This is a genomic window from Paracoccus sp. SSJ, from assembly GCF_030234105.1.
GTDB classification, from domain to species: domain Bacteria; phylum Pseudomonadota; class Alphaproteobacteria; order Rhodobacterales; family Rhodobacteraceae; genus Paracoccus; species Paracoccus denitrificans.
Map to the genome: position 1 here is coordinate 106,852 of NZ_JASSPE010000006.1, position 14,736 is coordinate 121,587.

Sequence of the window (14,736 nt, forward strand, 5' to 3'; positions counted from 1 at the left end):
TCGCCGGCAAGGACGGACGGACAAGGGGGCCTTCGCGGCCCCCTTTTTTTCGTTTTCCAAATACCCCGCGGGGGTCCGGGGGCGCGAAGCCCCCGGTGCGGCCTCACTCGCCCGCCGCCTCCGGTGCCGCATTCAGCCCGATCCGCCGCCGCAGCCAGCGCGCCACCCGCACCTGCCCGCCATGGATGACCGAGAACAGCGAGGGCACGAACAGCAGCGACAGCAGCGTGGACAGCAGCAGCCCGCCGATCACCGCGATGGCCATGGGCGAGCTGAACTCGGCCCCCTCGCCCGTGCCAAGCGCCGAGGGCACCATGCCCGCGGTCATGGCGATGGTGGTCATCACGATGGGCCGGGCGCGCTTGTGCACCGCATCCAGGATCGCCGCCCGCTTTTCGGTGCCCTGATCCATGGAACTGACCGCGAATTCCACCAGCATGATGGCGTTCTTGGTCACGATCCCCATCAGCATCAGGAAGCCGATCACCACCGCCATGCTGATCGAGTTGCCGGTCAGGAACAGCGCCAGGATCGCGCCGCCGATGGCCAGCGGCAGCGACATCAGGATCGAGACCGGGGTGACGAAATTGTGGAACAAGAGCACCAGCACCACATAGGTCAGGAGCACGCCCGAGATCATCGCCACGGTGAAGGCCTGGAACACCTCGGCCATGATCTCGGCATCGCCCGAGGCCTGGATCTCTGTCCCCGCCGGCAGTTCCACCTGGCCCTGCAAGGCCGTCACCTGCGCGTTCACCGGCCCCAGCAGCGCACCGCCCGCCAGATTCGCCGATACCGTGGTGCGATAGCGCCGGTCATAGCGGCCGATCTCGGTCGCCCCGGCCGAGATCGACACATCCGCCACCACCTCCAGCGGCACCTGCCCGGCCGAGCTTGGCACCCGCAGGTTGCGCACCGTCATCAGGTCGCGCCGGGCGGATTCGTCCAGCCGCACCATGATCGGGATCTGCTTGTCGCCGGTATTGAACTTGGCAAGGTTCGATTCCGTGTCGCCCAGCGTCGCCACCCGCAGCGTCGTCGCCAGCGCGCTTGCGGTCACGCCAAGCTGGGCCGCGACCTCGGGCCGGGGATGGATCTGGATCTCGGGGCGCTGCAGGCTGGCCGAGGATGTCACCCCCTCCAGCGTGGGCAGCGTCTTCATCGCCGCCATCAGCCGCTCGGCCGCATCGGCCGCGCCCTCCTCGCTGTCGCCCAGGACCGAGATCGACAGATCGGCATTGCCCTCCTCATTCTGGAAATTGATCCGCATGTCGGGGATCTGCGACAGGTCGCGCTTCAATTCATCCTCGATCACGAAGCTGGACCGCTCGCGCTCTTCCTTGGGGCCGTAATTGACCATCAGCTTGGCTTTGGTCACGTCGTCCTCGCCGCCATTGACGAAGACCGAGCGCACCTCGGGCACCGCCTTGATGCGCTGCGAGATCATCCGCGCCGCCGCCTCGGTTTCGGAAACCGTCGCGCCGGGCGGCAGTTCGATGCTGATCTGGCTGCGGCCGACATCCGAGGCCGGGATGAACTCGGTCGGCAGCAGCGTGGCGGAATAGATCGAGCCGGCAAAGACCCCCAGCCCCATCAGCAGCGTCAGGCCGCGATGGCGCAGCGTCCAGGCCAGAACCGCCATCAGGTTGCGCAGCACCGGCCCGTCGCGCTCTTCGGGCAGGCGGGTGTTGTCGCGCAGGAAATAGGCCGCCAGCATCGGCGTGATCAGCCGCGCCACCAGCAACGAGAACAGGACCGAGACCGCGACGGTCAGCCCGAACTGCTTGAAATACTGCCCCGGAATCCCGCCCATGAAGCTGACCGGAGCAAACACCGCCACGATGGAAAAGCTGATGGCGATGACGGTCAGGCCGATCTCGTTCGCGGCCTCCATGCTGGCCTCGTAGGCCGGAACGCCCATGTTGATGTGCCGGACGATATTCTCGATCTCGACGATGGCGTCGTCGACCAGGATGCCGGTGACCAGCGTGATGGCAAGAAGGCTGATGCCGTTCAGCGTGAAGCCCAGCCAGTGCATGACGAAGAAGGTCGGGATGATCGACAGGGGCAGCGCCACGGCGGCGATCAGGGTCGCACGCCAGTTCCTCAGGAACAGGAACACCACCACCACCGCCAGCGCCGCGCCCTCGTAGAGCGTCTCCATGGTCGAGTGATAGCTGCCCGAGGTATAGGTCGTCGCATCGTCGATCAGGGTGATCCGGGTGCCGGGATTGCGCGCCTCGATCTCGGCGATGCGGGCCTTGGCGCCGTCGCCCGCCTCCAGGTCGGATTCGCCGCTGGCGCGGAAGACGCCGAAGGCCACCACCGGCTGGCCGTCGAGCAGCGCGAACTTGCGTTCCTCGCTGGCGCCGTCGGTCACGCTGCCCAACTGGTCCAGCCGCACCGTGCGCCCGCCGCCGATCAGGATCGGCGTCGCACCCAGCCGGGCCACGTCGCCCGCCGATCCCAGCGCGCGGATGGAATATTCCGTGCCGGCCAGATCGCCGCGCCCGCCGCCCATGTCGATGTTCTTGGCCCGAAGCTGGTCCGAGATTTCGGCCGCCGTCAGCCCGAAGGCCATGATGCGGTCGGGGTCCAGCTCGACATTGATCTGCCGGTCGGCACCGCCGATGCGGGTGATGCTGGCCACGCCCGGCACTGTGGACAGGTCGCGCGACACCACGTCGTCGACGAAATCCGACAGCCCCTCGATGCTCATGCCGGGGTTGCTGACGGCATAGGTCAGGATCGCCATGCCGCTGACATCGATGCGGTGGATCAGCGGTTCGACGATGGATTCGGGCAGGTCGGCGCGGACATTGGCCACCGCGTCCTTCACGTCGTTCACGGCGCGGTCGGTATCGGTCTCCAGCTCGAACTCGACATAGATCCGCGCCGAACTGTCGGTCGCAGACGAGGTGATGTGCCGGACGCCGGTGATCGAGGCGATGGAATCCTCGATCGGCTGGATCACCTGCCGGGTCAACTCGCTGGGCGCGGCGCCGGGCTGGCTGACCACCACGCTGACCAGCGGCAGGTCGATGTTCGGCATGGCCGTGACCGCCAGCCGGCTGAAGCTGTAGAACCCCATCAGCATCAGCACGAGGAAGATCGCGATGGGCGGCACCGGATGGCGTATGGACCAGGCCGAGAAGTTCATGGCGCCGCCCGCACCTGGTCGCCGCTGCGGAAGAAGGCACCGGCGCGGGCCACGACCGTCTCGCCCGGGGCCAGCCCGTCGAGGATCTCGCGGCGGCCCTGCCAGACAAGCCCGCCGCGGACCTCGCGCGTCTCGATCTGGCCGTCCTTGACCACCTGTACCCGCTCGCCCGAGGCATCGGCAAGGATGGCCGAGGCGGGCACGGTCACCGCCTCGCGGCGGTCGGTGATGATCCATCCGCTGGCGAAAAGCCCCGGCCGCAAGCGCGGGTCGGGGTCCAGCGCGATTCGCGCCGGGCCAAGCCGCGTGACCGGGTCGACGGCGGCCGGCACCAGCCGCAGCTTGCCCTGGACGCGACCAAGGCCGGCGACCTGGATTTCGGCAGCATCGCCGGCTTTCAGCTGGCTCAGCGCGGTTTCGATCACATCGGCCTCAAGCTCGACCTCGCCGCCGGCAATCAGGGTGAACAGCGGCTCGCCGCCACTGCCGGGAATGGCACCCAGCCGGGCGGTCCGCGCCACGACCACGCCGTTGACCGGCGCCGTGACGCTGGCATGGCCCAGGTTCAGTTGCGCGATGCGCCGCGCCGCCGCAGCCTGCGCAAGCGCGGCCCGCGCCACCCCCAGCCCGTCCGAGGCCGAGGCCGCCGCCGCCCGCGCCGAAGCCTCGGCCGCGATGGCCTGGTCCAGCACCGCCTGGCTGGCATTGCCGCTTTGCCGCAGGCTGCGGGTGCGCTCCAACGTCGCCACCGCCTGCGTCAGGCTGGCCTCGGCGCTGGCGATCTGGCTTTCGGCCTGACTGATTCCCGCCTCGGCGCGCTGATATTCGGCCTCGGCCTGAGCCAGTTGCGCCGACAGCACATCCTCGGACAGCCGCGCCAGCACCGCGCCGGCCTCGACGCGGTCGCCGACCTCGGCCTCGAGCCGGGTGATCTCGTGACCCGAGACCAGGGCATGGACCTGCACCTCCTGCCGGGCGACCAGAGAGCCCGAGACCGGCACGCGCGCCTCGATCCAGCCGCGCTCGGCATCGGCCAGCGTCACCACGGGCAATTCGGCTTGCTCGACTGCGCCTGCCGTCTCGGCCATGGCGGCCAGACCCGATCCCGACAGGGACAAGGCAAGCGCCAGAATCGCGATCCGGGTGATCCGGCAGGTTGCCGTCATCGTCCCCTCCAAACCAATCTGCGGCGCAACATAATGGCGCCAGTCGCCGGCAACAATGCCAGCCGGGTTTCAGAAGGAAACGCTGACGCCGGGTAGGTTCAACTCGCCGATCAGCTCACGCAGTTCCTGGCGGGCGGCGATATTCGACATGCTGAGCTGTTCCGTGCCGATATCCTTGAGGTCCAGGAGCGTCAATCCGCGCGGAAACAGCTCGCGAAAGATCACCCGCTCGGAAAAACCGGGCGCGACGCGAAAGCCGATGCGCTTGGACAGCGTGGTCAATGCGCCGCCGACCTTGCGCTTGTTGTGCATCGCCTGCGTGCCCAGCCGGTTGCGCAGCACCAGCCAGTCGATCGGCCCGGCACCGGCCTCGCCGCGCAACTGGCGGGCGGACCAGACCATCTCGGCATAGATCGAGGGGCCGAGGATCCTGCCCTCGGGCGACATGCGGGCCAAGAGGTCGAAATCGACGAAACTGTCGTTCATCGGCGTGATCAGCGTGTCGGCCAGCGTATGCGCCATCTGGCTGAGCCGCGTATGCGAGCCGGGGCAGTCCAGCAGGATGAAATCGCATTCCCGGTCCAGCGCGTCCACCGCCTGCGACAAGGGGTCGGGGCCGCCGGGGCTTTCGGGCTCCAGATGCCCCAGCAGCGGCGTCGGCAGGTCCAGCCCCTCGCGTTGGGCAAAGGCGGCGCGGTTCTCCAGATAACGGCCGAAGCTGCGCTGGCGCACGTCCAGGTCCAGCGCGCCGACCTTATGGCCCATGCGCGCCAGCGCGGTCGCCACATGCATCGAGGTCGTGGACTTGCCCGAACCGCCCTTTTCGTTCCCGACGACGATGATATGCGCCACGAATCCCCCTGCGATGCCCGCCCGCGTCGCGCCGGACCATAGGCCGCGCCCGCCACGATGAAAAGCGCCGAGACCGGCCGAATCGCAACGGGGGGCGTGCTTTTCGCGACGGAACGCCGCCGCCCGTCCGGCTGCTCAACCTTTTGTTCCGGCTTCATTCTTTCATCACGACGGGACGAGTCGATATTTATCTTGTAAAACACGATCAAACATGTCGTTATATAGCCATGCCGGAGCCCCCGGCCGGATCAGCCAAGGGAAGGAGCCAGAGATGACCATGTTGAACCATCTGACGGCCTTTGCCGGTCGCACGCGGCGGATCAACCCTGCCCCGCCCCGCTATGCCGTCAGCCTGATCGACCGGCGCACCGGCAAGCCGCATCGCATTTCCGACATTCCGCTGCGGCTGATCACCTGCGAACCCTTCGAGACAGCACGCGAATTGATGCGCGACCGCGATCCGGCGCGCTGGGACACCGCCATCTTTCGCCTCGACCGGAAAGGAACGATCCAATGATCCGCGCCATCTTCTCCAAGCCGAGCTGCGACTATGCCACCATCGCGCTGTCGCCCTATCAAAGCGCGCAAGGCCCGGTATTGCGCGAATATCACGACGGCCGGGTGGTGATCGATACCGGCCGGGGCCAGTTGGCCGGCCATGCCCTGAACCGCAGCCCCGGCATGCCGGTCTGGATGCCGCTGTTCGGCCTGGCCTATTGAGCCTGCAATCCGGCGCGGCCCGACCTGTCGCGACCGCGCCGCCTCCGGGCCGCCCACCGCCCGCCGCAACGAAAAACGCCGCCCTTCGGGGCGGCGTTCGTATTTCCGGCAGGCGACTGGATCAAAAACCCAGGCCGGCGTATTTGTTCTTGAACTTCGACACGCGGCCGCCGGTGTCCATCAGCTTGGCCGAGCCGCCGGTCCAGGCGGGATGCGAGTTCGGATCGATGTCCAGCGACATGGTGTCGCCTTCCTTGCCCCAGGTCGAACGCACCTGATAGGTGGTGCCGTCGGTCATCTTGACCTCGATCAGGTGGTAATCGGGATGGATGTCTGCTTTCATGGCGCGTCTCCTCAGGCCTTGGCGTCGGCTTTGGGCTTGTAGTTGCTGACCTCGGCGATCCGGGCCGACTTGCCGCGGCGATCGCGCAGGTAATACAGCTTGGCGCGGCGAACGCGGCCACGGCGCACGACGGTGATCGAGTCGATGTTGGTCGAATAGAGCGGGAAGACGCGCTCGACGCCCTCGCCGAACGAGATCTTGCGCACGGTGAACGAGGCGCCGATGCCGCCGCCCTTGCGCGAAATGACCACGCCTTCGTACATCTGCACGCGGGTACGGGTGCCTTCGGTCACCTTGTAGCCGACGCGCACGGTGTCGCCGGCCTTGAAATCGGGGATGTCCTTGCCGAGCGCGGCGATCTGCTCGGCTTCCAACTGGGCGATCAGGTTCATCGCTTTGGTTCCTCTTGATGCTCGCGGTAGTCCCGCGATTGGTCTGATGCGCCCGAGAGCTGTCGGTCCTTTGCCGGGTCCATATGGGCTTGCCCATATGCCCGCCACAGGTCGGGGCGGCGTTCCTTGGTCAGCCTTTCGGCCATGTCGCGCCGCCAGCTGGCAATAGCCGCGTGATTGCCGGACAAAAGCACTTCCGGGATCGCGCGGCCTTCCCAAAGGGCGGGCTTCGTATACTGCGGATGTTCCAGCAGGCCGCCATGGTCCGGGGAAAAGGATTCCTCGGCCAGAGAGTCCTGATTCCCCAGCACGCGCGGTATAAGGCGAACCGTCGCGTCGATCAAGACCTGAGCCGCCAGTTCCCCGCCGGTCAGGACATAATCGCCGATGCTGATCTCTTCGACGCCATGGGCGTCCAGCACGCGCTGGTCCACGCCCTCGAACCGGCCGCAGATCAGCGTCATGCCGGGGCCCCGCGCCAACTCCCTGGCCCGGCCTTGGGTGAAAGGCTTGCCGCGCGGCGAAAGATAGATCACCGGCAAATCGCCGCCCGCCTCGCGCAGCGCCGCATCCATCACGTCGGGACGGATCACCATGCCGGCGCCGCCGCCGGCGGGCGTGTCGTCGACGTTGCGATGCTTGCCGATGCCAAAGGGGCGCAGGTCGATGCTGCGCAGGTTCCACAGCCCCTCGGCCAGCGCCCTTCCCGTCAAGGAAAGGCCCAGAACCCCCGGAAAAGCCTCGGGGAAAAGCGTGACGACCTGTGCGGTCCAGGCGCCCTTGACCTGCGGCTCGGCCATGAGGTCGCGCGGCTGCGTGCTGGCGCGGATGGACAGCCGGCCGTGGGATTTCGGAGCCTCGCTCATTCCTGCTCTTCCGGCGGGTCGGCGACGATGCGGCCGGCGGCCAGATCGACCGTGGGCACGAAGGCGCGGGTAAAGGGCAAGAGCAGCACCTGCCGGCGACCGGGTCCGAATATCTCCAGGATGTCGCCGGCGCCATGGTCGTAGATCGCGCGGACCTTGCCGAGAAGCGCCCCGCCGGTGTCATAGACCGACAGGCCGATCAGGTCGGCATGATAGAATTCGTCGTCCGGCAGGGCCGGAAGCTTGTCGCGGTCGGCCCAAAGCGTCACGCCCTTCAGCGCCTCGGCCTGTTCGCGCGTCTCGACGCCCGATAGCCGGGCGCCAAGCCCGCCCGTCACCGGCCGCGTCAGGCGGATGGTGAACGAGCGGTTTCCGTCTTCGGTGTAAAGCGGGGAATATCCGGCAATATCGTTTGGTTGCGAGGTAAAGCTCTTCAGCCTCACCTCGCCCCGGACGCCGAAGGCGCCCGCGATCGCACCGACACAGACCCGCTCGGTCATTATTCCGAAGCGGCTTCTTCGGCCGGGGCGTTGGCGGCGGCCTCACGGGCGGCACGCTTCTCGGCGCGCTCTTTCGCGGCCTTGCCGGGTTCGCCTTTCTTCAGGTTCTTGCGCTCGGCCTTCTCCTTGACGCCGGCGGCTTCCAGGAAGCGGGCGACGCGGTCGGTCGGCTGCGCGCCCTGGCCCAGCCAGTACTGCACGCGCTCGAGGTTCATCTTGATGCGATCCTCGGAATCCTTCGGCAGCAGCGGGTTGTAGGTGCCCAGCTTCTCGATGAAGCGGCCGTCGCGCGGCATGCGCGAATCGGACGCGACGATGGCGTAATGGGGGCGTTTCTTCGAGCCACCACGGGCCAGGCGGATTTTCATTGCCATTGGGTTTTCTCCTTTGAAATGGCGTGATTGCGGCGGGGCGATGCCCTGCCTACGATTGGAAGGTCTCGTGATGCCGGATCACTTCGGCGATCACGAAGTTCAGGAATTTGCGCGCGAATTCCGGGTCCAGATCGGCCTCGCGCGCGAGGCGTTCCAGCCGCTCGATCTGCTGCGCCTCGCGGGCGGGATCGGACGGAGGAAGGTCGTGTTCGGCCTTCAGGCGGCCGACGGATTGGGTGTGCTTGAAGCGTTCGGCCAGCGTATAGACCAGGATCGCATCCAGCCGGTCGATGCTGGCGCGATGCTCCTTGAGCAGGGCAGCGGCGCGGGCGGTCGGGTCACTCATCGGGGTCTCCGCTGGCTGGAATTCTGGCTGCACGGGGCATGGGTGGTCGCTCATGCGGCAGCCCCCATGGGATGGCGATAGACGAGGCAGGGCTCCTTGCCGGGATGCGCGGCATCCGGGTCGCGCTGCGCGCCCAGCCTTTCGGCCAGCGCGGCCGAGCGGGTATTGCCGGGCAGGATGTAGCTGACGGCATTGGTCCAGCCCAGTTCGCGGGCGGCGAAGTCGCGGGTGGCCAGCGCCGCCTCATGGGCGATGCCCCTGCCCTCGGCCTCGGCGGTCCACAGCGTCCAGCCCAGCTCATGCTCGGGCCAGCCATCCGGAAACCAGGGGCCGACCGAGCCGAGCGGCGCGCCGCTGTCGCGATCCGTCACGACAAAGGAACCAAAGCCGCGCAGCACCCAATGCCCGACGATATGGCCGAAGGCGCGCCAGGCCTGTCCCGGCTCGACCATCGGGCCGCCGATCCAGCGCGCCCGCTCGCTGGTCGCGAAATCGCGCCATGCCGGCCAGTCGCTGGCCTGCGGCGCGCGCAGGACCAGACGCTCGGTCGCAATCAGCGGAGTGTCGGCAAGCCGGATCATGCGCTCACTTCTTTCCGAACAGGCCCGAGAGCCCGCCGGGCAGGTTCATGCCGCCCAACTGACCGCCCAGCCCCTTGGGGTCCTGCAGCATCTTGGTCGCCTCGGCCATCTTTTCGGGATCGACATTGCCCATGTCGGGCAGCCCGCCGCCCTTGCCGGTCATGGCGCGCATGGCTTGCTTCAGCAGCCCGCCCTTGCCCATCTTGCCCAGCTTCTTCATCGTGTCGGCCATCTGCTTCTGCATCTTCAGAAGCTTGTTCAGCTCGGACACTTCCATGCCGGCGCCGGCCGCGATGCGCTTCTTGCGGCTGGCCTGCAGCAGGTCGGGATTGGCGCGTTCCTTTTTCGTCATCGAGTTGATCAGCGCGATCTGGCGCTTGATCGCCTTGTCGTCGAAGCCGGCGGCCTCGGCCTGCTTGGCCATCTTGCCCATGCCGGGCATCATGCCCATGATCGACTGCATGCCGCCCATCTTGAGCATCTGCTCAAGCTGGCCCCGCAGGTCGTTCATGTTGAACATGCCCTTCTGGAAGCGCTTCATCATGCGCTCGGCCTGCTCGACCTCCAGCACCTCCTGCGCCTTCTCGACCAGGGCCACGATGTCGCCCATGCCGAGGATGCGGCCGGCGATGCGCTGCGCGTCGAAGGCCTCCAGCGCATCCATCTTTTCGCCCAGGCCCACGAAGCGGATCGGCTTGCCGGTGACGGCGCGCATCGACAGCGCCGCACCGCCGCGGCCGTCGCCGTCCATCCGGGTCAGCACCACGCCCGAGATGCCGACCTTGCCGTCGAACTCGGCCGCGACGTTCACCGCGTCCTGGCCGGTCAACCCGTCGACGACCAGCAGCGTCTCGCGCGGGCTGGCCACGTCGCGGACCGCCTGCACCTCGTCCATCAGCACTTCGTCGATATGCAGCCGGCCGGCGGTGTCGAGCATATAGACGTCATAGCCGCCCAGCGTCGCCTGCTGCTTGGCGCGTTTCGCGATCTGCACCGCATTCTCGCCCGGCACGATGGGCAGGGTATCGACGCCGATCTGCTGGCCCAGGATCGCCAGCTGCTCCATGGCGGCCGGGCGGTTGGTGTCCAGCGACGCCATCAGCACCCGCTTCTTCTCGCGGTCCTTGAGGCGCTTGGCCAGCTTCGCCGTGGTGGTGGTCTTGCCCGAGCCCTGCAGACCGACCATCAGGATCGGCGCAGGCGGGTTGTCGATGCGCAGCGCATCGGGCGCACCCTCGCCCTGCAGGACCTTGATCAGCTCGTCATGGACGATCTTCACGACCTGCTGGCCGGGGGTGATCGACTTGGTGACGGCGGCGCCCGTGGCCTTCTGCGTCACCGCCTTGACGAAATTGCGCGCGACGGGCAGCGAGACATCGGCCTCGAGCAGCGCGACGCGCACCTCGCGCATGGCGGCGGCGACGTCGTCCTCGGACAGCGCGCCCTGCTTGGTCAGCCGGTCGAAGACGCCGCCAAGGCGGTCGGACAGGTTTTCAAACATCGGCGGCCCTCCAATGGTTGCCGTTGCCCGGATGGGCGCGAATAAACAGTAACGCCCCCGTGGGCGCAACGCGCTGACGGGGGGCGATCCCCGGCAAGGTGCGGGGACCGGAAGGGCAGACCTTCCGGGAATCCGGGCGTGGATAGGCCGGACGGCCGCCAAAGTCAAGCGCGGGCCGGTTGACCCTGCCCCGGCTTTGGTGAAAACCTCGCGCCCGGAGGACCGAACCATGACCCATCCCATCAGCCGCTTTCCCGTGCCCTCGCTGGACGAAATGCCCGAGGACATCGCCCTGCGCATCCGCAAGGTGGCCGAGAAATCGGGATTCGTCCCGAACGTCTTCCTGGCCTTAGCACATCGCCCGGACGAATTCCGCGCCTTCTTCGCCTATCACGACGCGCTGATGGAGCGCGAGGGCGGGCTGAGCAAGGCCGAGCGCGAGCTGATCGTGGTCGCCACCTCGGGTCTGAACCAGTGCCAGTATTGCGTGGTGGCGCATGGCGCGATCCTGCGCATCCGGGCCAGGAACGCCTTCATCGCCGATCAGGTGGCGGTGAACTGGCGCAAGGCCGACCTGAGCGCGCGCGAACGCGCCATGCTGGCCTATGCCGAAAAGGTGGCGCTGAACGCGCAAGAGATCGGCGATGCGGATCACCAGGCGCTGCACGAGGCCGGATTCAGCCAGGACGAGATCTGGGACATCGGCGCCATCGCCGCCTTCTTCGGCATGTCGAACCGACTGGTGAATGCCGGCGACATCCGGCCGAACGACGAATTCTACATGCTGGGCCGCAACTGATGGCCGAGCTTTCCGCCGTGCCCGAGGCGCGCCGCGAGGCGCTGCAAGGCCATGCGGCGATGCTGCTGTTCTCGGCGGCGATCGCCGGCTCGTTTTCGCTGGGCGCGCGGGCGGCGAACCTGATCGACCCCGCGGCGATCTCGGCGGCCCGCTTCGCCATCGCCGCGGGCGTCGTCGGCGGCATCGCCATGGCCGGCCCCGGCATCCCGCGCGCAAGCTTTCGTGCACCCTGGCGCTACCTGCTGCTCGGCGGACTCTTCGCCGCCTATTTCGTGCTGATGTTCGAGGGGCTCAAGACCGCGCTGCCGGTCTCGGCGGCGGCAGTATTCACGCTCACGCCGCTGATGTCGGCGGGATTCGGCTGGCTCCTGATGCGGCAACGCATGACCGGGCGCATCGCCGGGGCGCTGGCGCTGGGGGCGGCGGGATCGCTCTGGGTGATCTTCCGCGGCGATGTCGCGGCGCTGATGCGGCTGGAATTCGGCCGCGGCGAGGCGATCTACCTGATCGGCTGCGCGGCCCATGCGCTCTACACGCCGATGGTGCGCCGGCTGAACCGGGGCGAGACACCGATCGTATCGACCTTCGCCACGCTCTGCGCCGGCGGGCTGATCCTGCTGGTCTGGGGCGGACAGGCGATCCTGCACACGGATTGGGCGCATCTGCCGGCCATCGTCTGGGTGACACTGCTCTATGTGGCGATCTTCGCCAGCGCATTGACCACGGCGCTGGTGCAATTCGCAACCATGCGCCTGCCCTCGTCCAAGGTGATGGCCTATACCTATCTGACGCCGGCCTGGGTCATCGGGCTGGAGGCCGCGCTGACCCATGGCATGCCGCCGCTGGCGGTGCTGCCTGGCGTGCTGGCGACCATCGCCGCGCTTCTGCTGCTGTTGAAGGACTAACGGCGCGGTTGCGCTTGGGGTATTTGCAAAACGGAAAGAACCGGGCGCCTCCCAGGTGCTTTCCGTTTCTTAAATACCCATCCGGCCTTGCCGCCGGATCAGGCGGCGGCCTCCTCGGGCTCGACCAGGGCCACGATGTCCATCATGATGCGGTTGAGCTCGAAATCCTTGGGCGTGTAGACGCGTGCCACGCCCATCTTCAGCAGCCTGGCCGCGTCCTCGTCGGGGATGATGCCGCCGACCACGACCGGGACATGTGCAAGGCCCGCGGCACGGATGCGCTCCATCAGTTCCTCGATCAGCGGCAGGTGGCTGCCCGAGAGGATCGACAGGCCGACGACATGGGCATTGTCCTCGGCGGCGCGGGCGACGATCTGCTCGGGGGTCAGGCGGATGCCCTCATAGGTGATGTCCATGCCGCAGTCCCGGGCGCGGAAGGCGATCTGCTCGGCGCCGTTGGAATGGCCGTCGAGGCCGGGCTTGCCGACCAGGAATTTCAGCCGCCGGCCCAAACGGCGGCTGACAGCGTCCACCGCCTCGCGGATCGGCTCCAGGCCCTCGGTGCGGTTCGAGGGACTGCTGGAGACGCCGGTCGGGCCGCGATATTCGCCATGGACCTGCCGCATCACCGCCGCCCATTCGCCGGTGGTGGCGCCGGCTTTGGCCGCGGCAATCGAGGGCGGCATCACGTTCCGTCCCGCCTGCGCGGCATCGCGCAACGCGGCGAGGGCGGCCTCGACGGCCGCCTCGTCGCGCGCCTCGCGCCAAGAGCGCAGCCGGGCGATCTGGTCCTGCTCGACCGCCGGGTCGACGACCATGATGCCGCCGTCGCCCGCGGTCAGCGGCGAGGGCTCGCCCTGCTGCCAGCGGTTGACGCCCACGACCACCGTTTCGTTCGCCTCGATGCGATTCAGCCGCTCGGCATTCGATTCGACCAGTCGCGACTTCATGTATTCGATGGCGGCGATGGCGCCGCCCATCTCGTCCAGCGTCGCCAGTTCCGCTCGGGCCCCGGATTTCAGTTCCTCGACCTTGGCGGCGATGACGGGGTTGCCGTCGAAGAGGTCGCCATATTCCAGCAGGTCCGTCTCGTAGGCGACGATCTGCTGCATGCGCAGCGACCATTGCTGGTCCCAGGGCCGCGGCAGGCCCAGGGCCTCGTTCCAGGCCGGCAGTTGCACGGCGCGGGCGCGGGCGTTCCTGGACAGCGTGACCGCCAGCATCTCCAGCAGGATGCGATAGACGTTGTTTTCCGGCTGCTGCTCGGTCAGGCCCAGGCTGTTCACCTGCACGCCATAGCGGAAGCGGCGGAATTTCTCTTCCTCGATTCCGTAGCGCTCGCGGCAGATCTCGTCCCACAGCTCAGTGAAGGCGCGCATCTTGCACAGCTCGGTCACGAAGCGGATACCGGCGTTCACGAAGAAGCTGATGCGGCCGACCATGGCCGGAAAGTCCTGCGGCTCGACCTTGTCCTTGAGGTCGTCCAGCACCGCGATGCCGGTGGCCAGCGCATAGGCCAGTTCCTGCTCGGGCGTCGCCCCCGCCTCTTGCAGGTGGTAGGAGCAGACGTTCATCGGGTTCCACTTCGGCAGATGCTTCGCCGTATAGGCCGCGACGTCGGTGATCATGCGCAGCGAGGGCTTGGGCGGGCAGATATAGGTCCCGCGCGACAGGTATTCCTTGATGATGTCGTTCTGCACCGTGCCTTGCAACCTGGCGATGTCGGCCCCCTGCTCCTCGGCCACGGCGATATAGAGCGACAAGAGCCAGGGCGCCGTCGCATTGATGGTCATCGAGGTGTTCATCTGTTCAAGCGGGATCCGGTCGAAGAGCATCCGCATGTCGCCCAGATGGCAGACCGGCACCCCGACCTTGCCGACCTCGCCCCGCGCCAGCACATGGTCGCTATCATAGCCGGTCTGGGTCGGCAGGTCGAAGGCCACCGACAGGCCGGTCTGCCCCTTGGCGAGGTTGCCCCGATAAAGTGCGTTGGATTTCTCGGCGGTCGAATGGCCCGCATAGGTGCGGAAAAGCCAGGGTTTGTCTTTCTCGGCCACGATTTGTCCTCGCAACAATATTACGACTGACAAACCGATAGCGTAACAATCATGCCCGGTCAATTCGCCGCATCGCAGAGAGGCCGCGAGGTGACGGCCGCGCGCCATTCATGGGCAATGCCCTGGAAACCAGCAGAACCGCCGGGGAAAGGCCGGCTGAGGCCCGGCAATGCA

The 14,736-nt window shown here is 67.3% G+C and carries 16 protein-coding genes; 4 read left to right on the top strand and 12 right to left on the bottom strand.

The window, feature by feature from the left end:
- Positions 1 to 103: 103 nt before the first annotated feature.
- The 3 genes from QPR87_RS08490 to QPR87_RS08500 form a co-directional block, all read right to left on the bottom strand.
- Positions 104 to 3,160 carry an efflux RND transporter permease subunit gene (locus tag QPR87_RS08490; RefSeq protein WP_285049137.1) on the bottom strand — a complete coding sequence of 1,019 codons (3,057 nt, stop codon included), beginning with the start codon at positions 3,158 to 3,160 and terminating at the stop codon, positions 104 to 106.
- Positions 3,157 to 4,326 (bottom strand): efflux RND transporter periplasmic adaptor subunit, encoded by a 1,170-nt coding sequence (locus QPR87_RS08495; protein WP_285049138.1) that lies wholly within the window; start codon positions 4,324 to 4,326, stop codon positions 3,157 to 3,159. Before QPR87_RS08495 ends, QPR87_RS08490 begins: the two co-directional genes overlap by 4 nt.
- A gap of 69 nt (positions 4,327 to 4,395) precedes the next feature.
- On the bottom strand, positions 4,396 to 5,178 hold the full coding sequence (locus QPR87_RS08500; RefSeq protein ID WP_011750120.1) for a division plane positioning ATPase MipZ: 783 nt from the start codon (positions 5,176 to 5,178) through the stop codon (positions 4,396 to 4,398).
- Positions 5,179 to 5,449: 271 nt separating this feature from the next.
- Here QPR87_RS08500 and QPR87_RS08505 point away from each other — a divergent pair, with 271 nt between their 5' ends.
- Together QPR87_RS08505 and QPR87_RS08510 are read left to right on the top strand one after the other, a co-directional pair.
- Positions 5,450 to 5,695 (top strand): hypothetical protein, encoded by a 246-nt coding sequence (locus QPR87_RS08505; protein ID WP_285049142.1) that lies wholly within the window; start codon positions 5,450 to 5,452, stop codon positions 5,693 to 5,695.
- Positions 5,692 to 5,898 (top strand): hypothetical protein, encoded by a 207-nt coding sequence (locus tag QPR87_RS08510; RefSeq protein WP_041530428.1) that lies wholly within the window; start codon positions 5,692 to 5,694, stop codon positions 5,896 to 5,898. Before QPR87_RS08505 ends, QPR87_RS08510 begins: the two co-directional genes overlap by 4 nt.
- Positions 5,899 to 6,019: 121 nt before the next feature.
- Here QPR87_RS08510 and rpmE read toward each other — a convergent pair whose 3' ends face one another.
- From rpmE to ffh, 8 genes are read right to left on the bottom strand one after another with little or no spacing between them, the layout of a single operon-like run.
- Positions 6,020 to 6,241 (bottom strand): 50S ribosomal protein L31, encoded by a 222-nt coding sequence (rpmE, locus tag QPR87_RS08515; protein ID WP_011750118.1) that lies wholly within the window; start codon positions 6,239 to 6,241, stop codon positions 6,020 to 6,022.
- A gap of 11 nt (positions 6,242 to 6,252) precedes the next feature.
- A complete protein-coding gene (rplS, locus tag QPR87_RS08520; RefSeq protein ID WP_011750117.1) occupies positions 6,253 to 6,633 on the bottom strand; it encodes a 50S ribosomal protein L19 in 381 nt (126 codons plus the stop codon).
- A complete protein-coding gene (trmD, locus tag QPR87_RS08525; RefSeq protein WP_285049146.1) occupies positions 6,630 to 7,499 on the bottom strand; it encodes a tRNA (guanosine(37)-N1)-methyltransferase TrmD in 870 nt (289 codons plus the stop codon). The genes rplS and trmD overlap by 4 nt, the downstream gene beginning before the upstream one ends.
- Entirely contained in the window at positions 7,496 to 7,999 is a 504-nt protein-coding gene (gene rimM / locus QPR87_RS08530) for a ribosome maturation factor RimM (RefSeq protein WP_011750115.1), read from the bottom strand. The genes trmD and rimM overlap by 4 nt, the downstream gene beginning before the upstream one ends.
- Positions 7,999 to 8,373, bottom strand: a complete 375-nt coding sequence (gene rpsP / locus QPR87_RS08535) for a 30S ribosomal protein S16 (protein ID WP_011750114.1) — start codon at positions 8,371 to 8,373, stop codon at positions 7,999 to 8,001. The genes rimM and rpsP overlap by 1 nt, the downstream gene beginning before the upstream one ends.
- A gap of 49 nt (positions 8,374 to 8,422) precedes the next feature.
- Entirely contained in the window at positions 8,423 to 8,719 is a 297-nt protein-coding gene (locus QPR87_RS08540; RefSeq protein ID WP_041530427.1) for a chorismate mutase, read from the bottom strand.
- Positions 8,720 to 8,769: 50 nt separating this feature from the next.
- Positions 8,770 to 9,300 carry a GNAT family N-acetyltransferase gene (locus QPR87_RS08545; protein ID WP_230999744.1) on the bottom strand — a complete coding sequence of 177 codons (531 nt, stop codon included), beginning with the start codon at positions 9,298 to 9,300 and terminating at the stop codon, positions 8,770 to 8,772.
- Between the two features lie 4 nt (positions 9,301 to 9,304).
- Entirely contained in the window at positions 9,305 to 10,801 is a 1,497-nt protein-coding gene (gene ffh / locus QPR87_RS08550; RefSeq protein ID WP_011750111.1) for a signal recognition particle protein, read from the bottom strand.
- A 229-nt stretch (positions 10,802 to 11,030) separates the two neighbouring features.
- Between ffh and QPR87_RS08555 the strand changes: the two genes are divergently transcribed.
- Together QPR87_RS08555 and QPR87_RS08560 are read left to right on the top strand one after the other, a co-directional pair.
- Positions 11,031 to 11,600 (top strand): peroxidase-related enzyme, encoded by a 570-nt coding sequence (locus QPR87_RS08555; protein WP_230999743.1) that lies wholly within the window; start codon positions 11,031 to 11,033, stop codon positions 11,598 to 11,600.
- Positions 11,600 to 12,505: a DMT family transporter gene (locus tag QPR87_RS08560; protein WP_285049147.1), complete on the top strand. Its 906-nt coding sequence runs from the start codon at positions 11,600 to 11,602 to the stop codon at positions 12,503 to 12,505. The genes QPR87_RS08555 and QPR87_RS08560 overlap by 1 nt, the downstream gene beginning before the upstream one ends.
- Before the next feature lie 98 nt (positions 12,506 to 12,603).
- Here the strand turns inward: QPR87_RS08560 and QPR87_RS08565 are convergent, their stop codons facing one another.
- Positions 12,604 to 14,562 carry an ethylmalonyl-CoA mutase gene (locus tag QPR87_RS08565; RefSeq protein ID WP_285049148.1) on the bottom strand — a complete coding sequence of 653 codons (1,959 nt, stop codon included), beginning with the start codon at positions 14,560 to 14,562 and terminating at the stop codon, positions 12,604 to 12,606.
- Positions 14,563 to 14,736 lie beyond the last annotated feature (174 nt).

What these genes read in the sequence shown, in the direction of transcription:
- QPR87_RS08505 (WP_285049142.1), top strand. Translation starts at nt 5,450, where the DNA reads ATGACCATGTTGAACCATCTGACGGCCTTTGCCGGTCGCACGCGGCGG.
- rimM (WP_011750115.1), bottom strand. Translation starts at nt 7,999, where the DNA reads ATGACCGAGCGGGTCTGTGTCGGTGCGATCGCGGGCGCCTTCGGCGTC.
- QPR87_RS08495 (WP_285049138.1), bottom strand. Translation starts at nt 4,326, where the DNA reads ATGACGGCAACCTGCCGGATCACCCGGATCGCGATTCTGGCGCTTGCC.
- QPR87_RS08560 (WP_285049147.1), top strand. Translation starts at nt 11,600, where the DNA reads ATGGCCGAGCTTTCCGCCGTGCCCGAGGCGCGCCGCGAGGCGCTGCAA.
- QPR87_RS08510 (WP_041530428.1), top strand. Translation starts at nt 5,692, where the DNA reads ATGATCCGCGCCATCTTCTCCAAGCCGAGCTGCGACTATGCCACCATC.
- trmD (WP_285049146.1), bottom strand. Translation starts at nt 7,499, where the DNA reads ATGAGCGAGGCTCCGAAATCCCACGGCCGGCTGTCCATCCGCGCCAGC.
- rplS (WP_011750117.1), bottom strand. Translation starts at nt 6,633, where the DNA reads ATGAACCTGATCGCCCAGTTGGAAGCCGAGCAGATCGCCGCGCTCGGC.
- rpmE (WP_011750118.1), bottom strand. Translation starts at nt 6,241, where the DNA reads ATGAAAGCAGACATCCATCCCGATTACCACCTGATCGAGGTCAAGATG.
- QPR87_RS08545 (WP_230999744.1), bottom strand. Translation starts at nt 9,300, where the DNA reads ATGATCCGGCTTGCCGACACTCCGCTGATTGCGACCGAGCGTCTGGTC.
- rpsP (WP_011750114.1), bottom strand. Translation starts at nt 8,373, where the DNA reads ATGGCAATGAAAATCCGCCTGGCCCGTGGTGGCTCGAAGAAACGCCCC.
- QPR87_RS08490 (WP_285049137.1), bottom strand. Translation starts at nt 3,160, where the DNA reads ATGAACTTCTCGGCCTGGTCCATACGCCATCCGGTGCCGCCCATCGCG.
- QPR87_RS08540 (WP_041530427.1), bottom strand. Translation starts at nt 8,719, where the DNA reads ATGAGTGACCCGACCGCCCGCGCCGCTGCCCTGCTCAAGGAGCATCGC.
- ffh (WP_011750111.1), bottom strand. Translation starts at nt 10,801, where the DNA reads ATGTTTGAAAACCTGTCCGACCGCCTTGGCGGCGTCTTCGACCGGCTG.
- QPR87_RS08555 (WP_230999743.1), top strand. Translation starts at nt 11,031, where the DNA reads ATGACCCATCCCATCAGCCGCTTTCCCGTGCCCTCGCTGGACGAAATG.